Source organism: Pectobacterium araliae (assembly GCF_037076465.1).
Lineage (GTDB): Bacteria > Pseudomonadota > Gammaproteobacteria > Enterobacterales > Enterobacteriaceae > Pectobacterium > Pectobacterium araliae.
The window spans coordinates 3,032,815-3,045,216 of record NZ_AP028908.1 but is presented as its reverse complement, the minus strand read 5'-3'; the positions used below and the strand labels follow the sequence as shown (position 1 = coordinate 3,045,216).

Genomic DNA, 12,402 nt, shown 5'->3' with positions numbered 1-12,402 from the left:
ATGGGCGCTCCGGCGGTAAATGCCGCCCGGCCAGCGCCAGACAATGGCGCTCTCTGTTGGTCACGTTGCTGGCCGAACGTCATTCAACATAATGTGGCATTACGCGAAAGCCGCTGAACGCGACCCACGCGTAACGAACATTATGTCTGCGCCGTTCAACGCATGGGCGCGCTGCGGCGACTTCGGCAAAGGCGTGCGGCTGGCCGCCGGGGGCGGGTTCGTGGCGCGGTGTGGGGCACAGCTCGCAGGCTCGCTCTGCTATCGGCATCGAGTTCCTTCCCTGCTGGCTCCGATGGTGTGGCCGCCCTCCCTGGCGGCGCAGGCTCCGGCGTCATCCTTCAGCAAACATCAGCGTCAACGTCAACAAAACAAGGGTTGTCGGCCTGCGGCCTCCGCTGAAGGGCTTCACCTCACCCCCGCCCCGACCCTGCTGCACTGGCTGCGCCCGGCGCGCAGTCGCAGGCTCCTTGCTCGTTCCCGTGCTCGCCATCTCCGCCCCGTGCGGCCCCCGCCGGGGGCCTCCCTGTTCAACGTCTTGTCCTGCGGGCTTCGCCAGCCCGCACCCGGCAGACGCTTCACCGTCCCACAGGCAAGCTGCGGAACGGCTCGCGCCGCGATAAAACCCGGTTCATTAACACAACGACTAATGGCAGCGGCTGACGCCGCTGCTATGATGTGGCACAGGCAGACAGGGAAGTCACAGCATGGCGGTAGCGTGTCCGGGGGTAAAAGTGCGCGTCGGGTTGTTCGGGTTAAGGTGGTGTTAAATAGGCCGAAAACGTCTCCTGAAAAGCCAGCCACTTCAATAAGTTAAGTGCGCTAAAAAGTACGACCGTGTCGGGATCGTCCCTATGATCCGATAGGGATAGCGGGCGGGGATAATAATTATGCTTACGTTCCAAATCCGATATCATGGATCGATCCACTTGGGTTAGCACCTTGTGATTTTAAATTTAGTAACAATTTTGAAACTAAGCTGAAGAAGCATGCTCAAGATATATACGAAACGTCAAGGAAATTAGGCGTTCCTGTTGCAAAAGGGGACAAGGAAGGTATGAAGAATTTTATTCTTTCCATAGTGAATGATGGCAGTAATTTAGCCAATCCAAAATTCAAGTGGAACACAATTGAGTCCACAAGTGCATATGTGAAAGACAAGGCTGTGGTTTTAGTCAATAACTCAACGAATGAAATATTGACATTTCTTCATAAAGATAGAATATCCTCATTCTTGCAAGAGGTAATTAAATGAAATTAACGAATTATCATCGCTCTTTTTTAAAGAAGATTTCGCATCTCTTCTATGGTAAGACTATCTCTGACCTTATTTTAATAAGTGATGAAGATGGTGATTTAATTGATAATGTTAGATTCTTCGAGTTAGAATTTAGCGATGTGGTAGGATTCTATATAAATGGTTCTAATCCACTTATTTCTATTAATCATATTGATAAGTTTGATGATTTTAATTTGCATGCTTCATATTCCGCTTTGAGTGAAAGTAAAGAGCATAATTTCTTACCATTCAAAGTTGATTTTATAAAAGTCTTCTTTCATCCTGAGTATAATGAGGTTATTTCAATTTTCCTGTCATCCTCTGATTTTTCTTTTTCCGTATCTATTGTTTTTTCTACCGATGAAATATACACGCATATTAATTGCAAGAAGGATTACTTGACTAGAATAGTAAAGGAAGATCTAGTTCAATTTGAAGATATTGAGTTCCTCATATGCCAAATGGATTCTAGTAATGATGATTGGTCATTAATATAATTAATTGTCAATATGGGATATTACTTATGCCCTTGGTTGTTTTAAGTTACGTGAAAACATGGAAGCTGCAGGGAAAGTTGCTCCCAGCTATAAGAACTCTGCACACCGCATAGTAATGTCAAATGCTAAAGATGATACGCAAGCAGATGGTGCGGCTGGGCTACCGCCCGCAGGTGTAGCACTACCGCTGGGACAGCCGCAGCCAGCTTAGAGTAGCGGATACACCCAGCCGCGAAAATTGGGCGACGCATCAATAAACGCTGCGACCAGCCCGATGAAGACCCGCTACCTGTGGGATAGCGACCACAGATAGCGGAAGTGTGGCACCACCGCGGTGGCGGACTGGTTCACCGACACCACTAGGTACACGACGGCAGGGATCTGCTGGTGAAGCAACGCCAAAATACAGATGGCTGTGGGGAAACGGACTTTGTCACCAGCGGCCATAACGGCGAACCGCAGGCCATATTTAACCAGCAAGGTGAGCTGCGCTGGCAGGCTCCACGCACCAATTTATGGGGCCAGCGTTATACAGATAATACTGAAAACCTCGATCCGGAACTGGCCTTTGCCGGTCAATACCGTGACGCGGAAAGTGGCTTGTGCTATAACAGATTTCGGTATTATGAACCAAGTGGTGGTAGTTATATTTCGCCTGACCCGATAGGGCTACTTGGTGAGGAAAATAACTACGCTTACGCACCTAATCCGATTAGTTGGGTTGATCCATTGGGGTTGGCTGGTTGTGATTTACTGTTCGGTCAAAAAAGGATTAGTGATACGTTTAGGAATGTTGGTTCTGATGCGCCTGACTATATTCGAGGACGAAGTATCTATGACGTTGCTGGTGATTTGAGAAGTGGCGTTTTGCATACAGATCAATTACCTGTTAGCTATTTTATTCATCCTCAAACAGGCCAAAGAATAGCTGAGAGCAATAGGACTCTCGCGGCAATATCTGCGGCGGGAATGAAGCCAACAATATTAAAAGAAGTTCCAGTTACAGAGACTTTGCTTAATAGATTGAAGGAAATACCTCTAAGGCAACGAGGTGAAGTGTTCTCTATGCCTGGATTATCCATCCCTATTACCCCAGGACCGAACAACAACACTATTCTTGATGTTATAAGGTTGGTTAAATGAATTTTTCACTAAAAAATATTGAATTCCCATGGGTTATGGAAAGTGTATCTGAACCATTTTTTTCTTATTTAGGAAGCTATTTGAATGTACATTTTTTGGTTTTTTTAGGTACCGATAGCCGAGAAAAAGATATTAACAGTTACCTTAAATGCAACGAGTTACATGACGAGTCAGACATGCCCGATGAAGTTTATAATAATGCTGGGTATAGAATAGCTAATTTTGACTTTAAAATTTTCGACTTCTTTTATTGCACTGACAAAAACTCTGGTTTATCTAATTATCTTAATGGCACAGAGCTTCATCCTGGTGTCTATGAAGAGATTAATGAGAATAATGAGTTAGTAGGATATGTTTTCATTGGAAATGATTTGCTTTTGTCAGTAAAAGCGAAAAAATACGTGATGTCTATTGATAATAATTTATAAATAAAAATCCGGAAGCGATCCCAACGATCCTTCCGGCTATTTTTTATCTGCTGTTTAGTACAACGATCAGACATTAATCTCCGTCTCGATCACTATCCTTCCCCGTTCCACCGTAACGGTAATCGGCATCCCCGTCATAAAACCCGACTCTTCCAGCCAGCGGCCTTTGAGGTTAATCGCTGACGGCAGGTTGGGCTTCCCGTTATGCGGGGCGTATCCCACCGTGTAGTAACGTGCTGTTTTTTCCACCGCACTCACCGGCACTTTCAGCGACAACGCGTGCGGGTGAACTGCGTCAGATACTGTCACCAGACGGTGTGGAGCTGACGCTGACTCACGATGTCGCTCGCCACAGAAGCGCGGATACTGAAGAACAATACCGCTACACCCGCAGTGGCCTGCCACAGGACGCGACAAGGCTGACTGACTGGCAGGCCGGACGCCTGACCCAACAGGACAACACCCACTACCAGTACGACAAGGCCGGAAGGCTGATACGCAAACAGGTGGTGCAGCCGGGCTACCGGCCACAGGTGTGGCACTACCGCTGGGACAGCCGTAACCAGCTTAGAGTCGTGGACACGCCGACCGGAGAGCGTTGGTTCTACCGCTATGACCCGTTTGGCCGACGCATCGGCAAGCGCTGCGGCCAGACCCGTGAAGATATCCGCTACCTGTGGGACGGCGACCAGATAGCTGAAGTGCGTCACTACCGCGACAACCAACTTATCAGCCGCCGTCACTGGGTGCATAACGGCTGGGAGCTGCTGGTACAACAGCGGCAAAATACAGACGGTAGTTGGGAAACGGACTTTGTCACCAGCGGCCATAATGGTGAACCGCAGGCAGTTTTTAATCCGCAAGGCGAACTGCGCTGGCAGGCTCCGCGCACCAACTTATGGGGCCAGCGCTATACAGATAATATTGAAAGTCTTGATCCGGGACTGGCGTTTGCCGGGCAATACCGTGACAGCGAAAGCGGGCTATGTTATAACCGTTTTCGCTATTATGATCCGAGTGGTGGATGCTATGTCTCGCCTGACCCGATAGGGGTATTGGGGGGAGAGAATAATTACGCTTACGTTCAGAATCCGGTCTGCTGGGTTGATCCGTTTGGGTTGGCTGGTTGTAATACACGATACGGTGAATTGGATCACCTGGGTCGCCCAACTGGTGTGAAAGCTCGCTTAGATTCAAGCTATATAAATACAGGTACGCATGCCAACCCTGCCATTCAACCACCTGGATTTATTACAGGAGCAGGTTCTAATCGTGCTCGTGGACATTTGTTAGGGCGGCAATTGGGCGGTTCCGGCGATGATATACGTAATTTGGTTACTATTCAACATCGTCCAATGAATACCCCAGATATGAGCAGTATCGAAGGACGTATAAGAAAAGCGTTAGAACGAGGGGAAATAGTTGATGTATCGGTAACGCCTATCTATAAAGGTCCTTCTAGAATACCTGCGGGTATAACAATGAATGCTCAAGGTAGTGGCGGCTTCTTTGAAAGCGTTACTCTTCTTAATCCTCCAGGAATGTAAATCATGACCATGCCTAAATTAAATAGCATTTTAGTTCCACCTGCTTTTCCTAATGAGTCTGGTAGCGGTGATGCTTGGCCTTCTATAGATGAAAGCATTACATTTCCTAATGACTATGTTGAGTTTATCAGTAGCTATGGTACGGGACGAATTGCTAATTTTATTGCGATATTTAGTCCATTTACTCAAAATCATGATCTTAATTTTTTTGAGCAAAAAAAATTAATTATTGAGGGCTTTAGTTACCTTAACAATGAAGACCCTGACTATTTTAAATATAATCTTTATCCAGAAAAAAACGGACTTTTACCAATAGGTGTATCGGATAATGGTGATTATATTTTTTGGGTTGTTTCCGATCTAAAAAACAGTGATGCATGGGGAACTGCAATAGTTGCATCTAGATCCCCTGATATAGAATATTTTGATGAAAATATAACGTCTTTATTATCTGGTATTTTATTAATGAAAATAAAACCAGACTCGTTACCTAATAACTTTCCTCCTGATAATATCATTTTTGAGAAATATTAGAAAATAAAGCCGGAATGATCCTCACGATCCTTCCGGCTTTATTTTACCTGCTGTTTAGTTCAATGCTCACAGATTAATCTCCGTCTCAATCACTATCCTTCCCCGCTCAACCGTCACTGTTATCGGCATCCCGGTCATAAAACCCGACTCTTCCAGCCAGCGGCCTTTGAGGTTAATCGCTGACGGCGGGTTGGGTGGTGGAATTTGCCTATCTGGGTGATACCGGACTGGTCAGCACCTTTACCGACGGCAGCGGCCACCAGTGGCATTACCAGTATGACGACCGCCCCCAGTGACATCTATCCTGACACTGGGGGAAACCAGTGAACTACATGCACGCTGCACTAAAGCCGGAATAATTCCGGCCAATAATTTTTTGCCTACTTTCGTTTCACCATCACCACAACCTTCCTCGCATCCTCATGCTCCAGCCCATCAATAAAATCCCCATACCACTGCAACATTCCCCTTCGTTGTTCCAGATACTGCGCATGGTTATACGTCCCACGAATAGTGTTTTTATCCACATGAGCAAGCTGCAATTCGATCCAAGCGGTGTTATAGCCTTGTTCGTGCAATATGGTGCTCATGGTGTGGCGAAAGCCGTGGCCTGTCGCTTTGCCGTGATAACCAATCCGTTTCAGTACCTGATTAATACTGGCTTCACTCATCGGTTTGGTGATGTCGTTACGTCCAGGGAAAACCAGATTGTATCGCCCGGTAACTGCCTGGAGCTGTTGTAGAGCATCGATCACTTGATCGGAGAGAGGAACGAGGTGAGGGCGGCGCATTTTCATGCGTTCTTTCGGCACTTCCCAGAGCCTTTTTTCGAAATCAAACTCCTTCCATTCGGCTTGTCGTAATTCGATAGTGCGAACGCCGGTAAGCATCAGGATACGAGTTGCCAGTTGCGTGACCTTACTACCTGAGTAAGTTGATAACGCGCGTAGAAAATCCGGCAGTTCATCTGGCAGAAGGTGAGGGTAGTGCGTGGCTTTGGGGGGCGGAAGGGCGCTTGCCAGTTCTGACGCTGGGTTGTTTTCAGCCCGGCCAGTGACGATCGCGTAACGGAATACCTGATTACAGGCTTGGCGAATTTTACGCAACTTGTCGAGTACGCCGCGTTTTTCCAGTTTGCGCAGCGTGGTTAGCATTTCCAACGGCTTGATCTCAGCAACAGGGCGTTTGCCGATATCAGGGAAGATATCGTTCTCAAACGCTTCCATCAGGTCTTCAGCGTAGCCCTTCGACCAGTTAGGGCGCTTATATTCATGCCATTCCAGTGCGATAGCTTTGAAGGTGTTATCAACGAGCGTTTGGCGCAGTTGTTTGTCCACCTTCTTCTGTTCGCTGGGGTCAGTCCCGGTAGCAATCTGGCGTTTGGCTTCATCACGGCGTTGCCGTGCTTCAGACAGGGTAATTTCAGGATATACCCCAAGCGCCAGTGTTTTCTGTTTGCCGTCGAAGCGGTATTGCAGACGCCAGTATTTTGAGCCATTAGGATGGACCATCAGATACATCCCTTCACCATCGGTAAGTTTATAAGCCTTGTCTTCTGGTTTGGCACTTCTGACTTTTACATCGGTGAGTGGCATAGCAGATCTCCATATTGAGGTGTCGGCATACGCTGGCTGTTGGTATAAGAATTCATTGAACGGGCTTGTACCATCACTTATACCAACAAATCCTACTTGATGTACGGAGATGTCGGTAGAGTCTGGTTGACTGAAATCAGCGAATTTATAGCTAATTCACTGAATTTTAGGAATAAAAAAAGACGTCGATTGACGTCTGTTTACTTCGAAATGGTACGCCCTACAGGGCTCGAACCTGTGACCTACGGCTTAGAAGGCCGTTGCTCTATCCAACTGAGCTAAGGGCGCATTTCAAAAAAGAAATGGCTGTTGCTTGTCGCAACAGTGGGCTGGATTATACCCACACGTCCCAGTGAGTCAACGGGTTGGCGCGGGATTTACGCTATACGGTGAATCCCTGTACAACTTTGGCGAATATTGCTTTTTCTGGTGTGAAATTTTTGCACAATTGCGAGCGCTCTCCACATAAATTACACATAGTAATGAAAGTTTCAGTTTTATCTGCTGGATGCGTTCAGTAATTCTTTTCAAGTTATGAACAGGCATATTCTGTGTCCTACGCTGTTGGTACACTATGTTCGCACTCGTTGGACTTTGGGTAAGTGCGGGCAGCTTTCATGTGTTGGGGTCGTTGCTTGGCTATTGATGATTTCGCTATTTCGTCGAACTTTGGAACCTTTTGATTTATGAACATTTTTTCATCCGCATTTTTACGCATTTGTCTATTGACGGTGTTAATGCTGCCTGCTGGATATGCAGCGGCGGCGAATGCGGGTTCTGATCCCGACCCACGGCCCGCTCAGACTGAGGCTCCAGTAAAAATTAATGTTGATGCTGAGTTGATCAAGCTGCAAAAACAGTTAGATAGCATCAAACAGCAAGTTTCAGGCACGAATAACGACAGCAAATTTGGTGCGTTGAATGACACGACGCAGGAATTGGTGAATAGTGCCAACGAGCTTTCTAATACGGTTGCGCCGCTACGTGCTCAAATACAGGCTCAACTGGATGTATTAGGCCCCGCGCCAGAGTCTGGTTCCAGTCTTAATGAAACCAGTGAAGTGACGCGTAAGCGCAACAGTCTGAATGCGCAAAAAGCAAAAATGGATGCGCAGCTCGAACAAACTCAGGCTTTACGCACGAGTGCGGCTAATCTGTCGGCGCAAATTGTTACTCTGCGACGTAGCGCGCTGAAAACACAGCTGGCATTGAATTCAGGCAGCATTCTGGGCGGGCGTTTTTGGGCACCACTTGTAGCGCCGCAGGCCGAGGATGTTCGCCGTCTGAGTACTTTTCAAGATCAATTAAGCGATGCTTTTATGGTGGCCTGGGAACCGGACTGGCGTTACGGTTCTGCCTTCCTGATTCTGATCGCAATGGCTATGAGTTCGGCAGGGCGACGGTATCTGGAAAAGTATCTGGCCTGGGCGGGAATCCACTGGTTACCTGAAGGACGTTTGCGACGAAGCTTTTTAGCGACAGCATCGGTTATTTCAACCGTAGTCACGATCGGTATTGCGGCGAACCTGATTGATTTTACGTTCACGCGTCATGGTGAGGCGACAGAACGCGTCGTATCGTTCCTTGATACGCTGGTGAGACAGGCCATCTTTTGTTCGATGATTGCCGGGCTGGGGCGAGCATTCTTGTCAAATCAACGCCCTTCTTGGCGTTTACCTGCAATTGCTAATCCCGTCGCAAAGGCCATGAGGCCATTCCCTGTGGTTGCCGCCGGTATTATTCTGATCTTCGGCTTTATTGAACAAGTGACGGTAACGGTAGGGACATCGGTAGCGGCAACCATTATGGTGAACGGTTTATCTGCACTGTTCTTAGCCTTCACTGCAGGGACGATCACGCTGAAAAGTGATCAAATTCGTCGGCATATGGTGCATTCCGGGGAGCAGCCGGAAGCGCGCTCAACGCTATCTGGCGTTATCCACCTTGCGGTATTGGCGACGTCATTCTCAATTCTGGTGTCTTTGGTCATCGGTTATATCTCACTGGCTCGTTTTCTGGCATTCGAACTGGTGTGGATTGGCATGGTGTTCTCTTGCCTATATTTGTTCTCAACGTTTATTACCGACATCTGCGAAAGCCTCTTTTCTCCCAATAATGCCTGCGGCAAGCGGATGAAGAACTCGCTTAATCTGGACGATCGGCATCTGGCTCAGGCCACATTGCTTCTGTCGGCTGGCGGTAAAGTCTTTTTAATCTTGATGGCGGCGGTTGCCTTATTGAACGGCACGTTTGGCACGACTACGCCTCTGGAACTGGTGCAAAAAGCCATTGAAATCTGGGGGGGGAAAGGGCTGGAAACTTTGAGTATCGTGCCTGCTCATCTGGTCAATGCTGTGCTCTTTCTGGTGGTGGGGGTTTATGTTTTACGCTCTACAAAACGCTGGCTGGAGGACGAGTTTCTTCCTAAAACAACGTTAGAACGCGGAATCCGAGCGTCGCTGGTGACGTTGTTCAGCAACATCGGCTATATCCTGATTATTCTGCTAACGTTGGCGACATTGGGGATTCAATGGAACAAGCTGGCGTGGATTGTCAGCGCACTGTCGGTGGGTATCGGTTTTGGCTTACAGGAGATAGTGAAGAATTTTATCTCTGGTCTGATTCTATTGACGGAGCGTCCGGTAAAAGTCGGGGATTCAGTGAGTATCAGCGGGGTTGAAGGCGATATCCGTCGGATTAATGTGCGTGCGACGGAAATTCAACTGGGCGACCGTTCGACGGTAATTGTGCCGAACTCTCAATTTATTTCACAGAACGTGCGCAATATTACCATGGGGAACCCGTTTGGGGTTGCGACGCTGGCGCTGACGTTCCCGTTGGATATCGATCCTGAAGAAGTCCGATCCTTGCTGCTGGATGCTTATATCAACCACGATGCGATTTTGGAATCACCCGCACCGTCAGTGAAATTCAGCCAGTTGAACCCGACGGGCATGGTGTTGAGTGTGACGGGCTATGTCAGTAGCCCGAGAATGGTATCGGAAGCGAAAAGCGACCTGTTGTTTGCGATCATCAAACGGTTACGGGCCTCAAACATTCCGCTGGCTGTGCCGCAGAAGATGGTGCTGGAAAATTCGGGGTTAGCGCTGCCTGATAGCATCTCGGGGGAGGATAAATAATCTACTCAACCATCCGTTATCCTGCATTGAACGGATAACGGATGAACATCTATGCCGTGTTCACAGAGCGTGAATGGCAGCTATTTTCCCTGCTGCTTAATCATATCGAGATAGATGTCACGCAGTCGTTGAGTAATGTGACCTGGCTTGCCGTCGCCGATCGTTTTCCCATCCAGCATAACGACAGGGAGGACAAGCATGGTGGCTGAACTGACAAAAATCTCTTTGGCGTGATACGCCTCTTCTGGTGTAAAACAGCGTTCTTCTAGCGTAATACCATCCTTTTCTGCCAGTTTGAGCAGCGACTGACGTGTAATACCGTGCAGAATATCGTTGCTAAGCGGTCGAGTTACCACCGTGTTGTCATGCAGGACGATGTAGCAGTTGCAAGAGCTCCCTTCGGTGATGAAGCCATCTTCGACAAAGAAGGCATCATCGGCCTTATTGGCGTGGGCATACTCTTTCGCCAAGCTGGCTGCGAGCAGGCTGACGGTTTTGATATCCCGGCGGTGCCAGCGGATATCCTCGGTGGTGACAATGTGTAACCCCGTTGTTGCTTTAGGGTTGCCGACCAGCGAACGAGCCTGAGTGAATAAAACTAGCGTGGATTTGACGTCCGCAGAAGGGAAATAGAAATCACGATCGCCCGCATTGCCGCGGCTAAGCTGTAAATAGATCGCACCTTCTTGCAGATCGTTTTTACGGATCAGTTCATCGTGAATATCTTTGAGCGCCTCAGTCGTGACGGGTAACGTAAGCGATAATTCACGGCAGGAGCGTTGCAGGCGAGTGATGTGATCGGGAAAATCAACCAGCTTGCCATTGATTACCGCGGTCACTTCATAGACAGCGTCGGCAAACAGGAAACCACGGTCAAATACGGAAATTTTTGCTTCATTCTCTTCTAAATACTGTCCATCAACGTAAACAAGACGTTGCATCACAACACTCCTTAATAGTTGCTCAATGCAGGTTAATACGCGTTATCCCCACAATAATGCGTTGGGCGGTAATATTTCGCTACCGTTATAATGCAACCCGTTATTGCGATCGCGCTGTAAGAGCAGCGGGCCATCCAAATCGACCACAGTCGCGCCCTGTGCCACGACAAATGCGGGCGCCATCGACAGCGATGTGCTTACCATGCAGCCGACCATAACTTTTAAACCTTGCTCTTGTGCGTATTTTCGCAAACGCAGAGCCTCAGTCAGTCCACCTGTTTTATCCAGCTTGATATTAATCATGTCATAGCGGCCTATCAGTGCGGACAACGACTGGCTGTCATGACAGGATTCATCGGCACAGACGGGAATGGGGCGAGGCAGATCTGCCAGTACATCATCCTTACCCGCGGGGAAAGGTTGTTCGATCATCGTAACGCCAAGCGCGACGAGTTCAGGAATTAGCATCAGATAGCGCTCGATATCCCACCCCTCATTGGCATCTACAATCAGGCGAGCCAATGGTGCGCCTTCGCGAACGGCGGCCACTCTGGCCAGATCGTCTGTGTCCGCCAGTTTTAACTTGAGAAGGGGTCGACTGGCATTTTGCGTCGCAGCATGCTGCATACGGTCTGGTGTATCAAGCGATAGCGTATAGGCCGTCTCTAGCGCGGTAGGCAAAGGAAGATTCAGGCGCTGCCAAATGCGCTGCTGATGTTGTTTGCACTCTAGATCCCAGAACGCACAATCGAGTGCATTACGCGCTGCACCGGCTGGTAGGATGGTTTGCAAGTTCTCTCGGTCTAAACCATTACGAACATCGCTGTTCAGTGACATGAGCTGAGCCATTACGCTATCAAGGGATTCTCCGTAGCGTGAATAGGGGACGCACTCGCCATAGCCCATCGTGTTATCGGACTGGAGCGCCACGACAACGACATCGGCCTGACGCTTGCTGCCGCGTGAAATGGTAAATGCGCCCTCTATTGGCCAGCTTTCGGTGAAATGTCGCATCTCGGTCATAAGCTTACTCTTGAATCAATTATCCCGAATCAACCATTTTGAGTCCCGAGCTTAAGCATCTTATTTAGAAGGCCAGATCGGGTTGTAAAGTGTAATGCCTCTTCCTGTATATATTCTTCATCTTTCGCAATTTTAGTCAGAAATAAATAAGGTTTAATTCCAGACTGAGAAAATTTATGAACGGGTATCGACAGCGTGAATTATCTAAGATAGCGTGAATAGGTTCATCATACTTCAGGTTGCACGTGTTCTTGTGGTTAACGACAGCGGTGCTCAGT

The 12,402-nt window shown here is 48.2% G+C and carries 9 protein-coding genes, 1 tRNA gene and 3 pseudogenes; 7 read left to right on the top strand and 6 right to left on the bottom strand.

Annotated features, from left to right (window positions below; genetic code table 11):
- Positions 1–19 precede the first annotated feature (19 nt).
- The 4 genes and pseudogenes from AACH44_RS13880 to AACH44_RS13865 all read left to right on the top strand — a co-directional run bounded on the left by AACH44_RS13880 (position 20) and on the right by AACH44_RS13865 (position 3,344).
- Positions 20–814 carry a hypothetical protein gene (locus AACH44_RS13880; RefSeq protein WP_338659289.1) on the top strand — a complete coding sequence of 265 codons (795 nt, stop codon included), beginning with the start codon at positions 20–22 and terminating at the stop codon, positions 812–814.
- A gap of 434 nt (positions 815–1,248) precedes the next feature.
- The gene (locus tag AACH44_RS13875) at positions 1,249–1,773 is read left to right on the top strand and encodes a hypothetical protein (RefSeq protein ID WP_261850173.1); all 525 of its coding nucleotides are present in this window, start codon (positions 1,249–1,251) and stop codon (positions 1,771–1,773) included.
- A 128-nt stretch (positions 1,774–1,901) separates the two neighbouring features.
- Positions 1,902–2,526: pseudogene (locus AACH44_RS13870) on the top strand (RHS repeat-associated core domain-containing protein); the annotation flags it as partial.
- A 386-nt stretch (positions 2,527–2,912) separates the two neighbouring features.
- Entirely contained in the window at positions 2,913–3,344 is a 432-nt protein-coding gene (locus tag AACH44_RS13865; RefSeq protein ID WP_261849731.1) for a hypothetical protein, read from the top strand.
- Between the two features lie 66 nt (positions 3,345–3,410).
- On the opposite strand, the gene AACH44_RS13860 is transcribed toward AACH44_RS13865, so the two are convergent.
- Positions 3,411–3,602: a type I toxin-antitoxin system SymE family toxin gene (locus AACH44_RS13860; RefSeq protein ID WP_261849730.1), complete on the bottom strand. Its 192-nt coding sequence runs from the start codon at positions 3,600–3,602 to the stop codon at positions 3,411–3,413.
- A 95-nt stretch (positions 3,603–3,697) separates the two neighbouring features.
- Here AACH44_RS13860 and AACH44_RS13855 point away from each other — a divergent pair.
- Both AACH44_RS13855 and AACH44_RS13850 read left to right on the top strand, forming a co-directional pair.
- A pseudogene (locus AACH44_RS13855) lies at positions 3,698–4,891 on the top strand (DNA/RNA non-specific endonuclease); the annotation flags it as partial.
- Between the two features lie 3 nt (positions 4,892–4,894).
- Positions 4,895–5,425, top strand: coding sequence for an SMI1/KNR4 family protein (locus tag AACH44_RS13850; protein ID WP_261849729.1), 531 nt, complete (start codon positions 4,895–4,897; stop codon positions 5,423–5,425).
- A gap of 66 nt (positions 5,426–5,491) precedes the next feature.
- Here the strand turns inward: AACH44_RS13850 and AACH44_RS13845 are convergent.
- The 3 genes and pseudogenes from AACH44_RS13845 to AACH44_RS13835 form a co-directional block, all read right to left on the bottom strand.
- Positions 5,492–5,617 (bottom strand): annotated as a pseudogene (locus AACH44_RS13845) (SymE family type I addiction module toxin); the annotation flags it as partial.
- Positions 5,618–5,805: 188 nt separating this feature from the next.
- Complete coding sequence (locus AACH44_RS13840) at positions 5,806–7,020, bottom strand: tyrosine-type recombinase/integrase (RefSeq protein ID WP_261849728.1); 1,215 nt, start codon at positions 7,018–7,020, stop codon at positions 5,806–5,808.
- 211 nt (positions 7,021–7,231) lie between these two features.
- Positions 7,232–7,308, bottom strand: a tRNA-Arg gene (locus AACH44_RS13835).
- Between the two features lie 398 nt (positions 7,309–7,706).
- Between AACH44_RS13835 and AACH44_RS13830 the strand changes: the two genes are divergently transcribed.
- Positions 7,707–10,160, top strand: a complete 2,454-nt coding sequence (locus AACH44_RS13830; RefSeq protein WP_261849727.1) for a DUF3772 domain-containing protein — start codon at positions 7,707–7,709, stop codon at positions 10,158–10,160.
- Positions 10,161–10,240: 80 nt separating this feature from the next.
- Here the strand turns inward: AACH44_RS13830 and AACH44_RS13825 are convergent, their stop codons facing one another.
- Positions 10,241–11,101: a D-amino-acid transaminase gene (locus AACH44_RS13825; protein ID WP_261849726.1), complete on the bottom strand. Its 861-nt coding sequence runs from the start codon at positions 11,099–11,101 to the stop codon at positions 10,241–10,243.
- 42 nt (positions 11,102–11,143) lie between these two features.
- On the bottom strand, positions 11,144–12,124 hold the full coding sequence (gene dgcA / locus AACH44_RS13820) for an N-acetyl-D-Glu racemase DgcA (protein WP_261849725.1): 981 nt from the start codon (positions 12,122–12,124) through the stop codon (positions 11,144–11,146).
- Positions 12,125–12,402 lie beyond the last annotated feature (278 nt).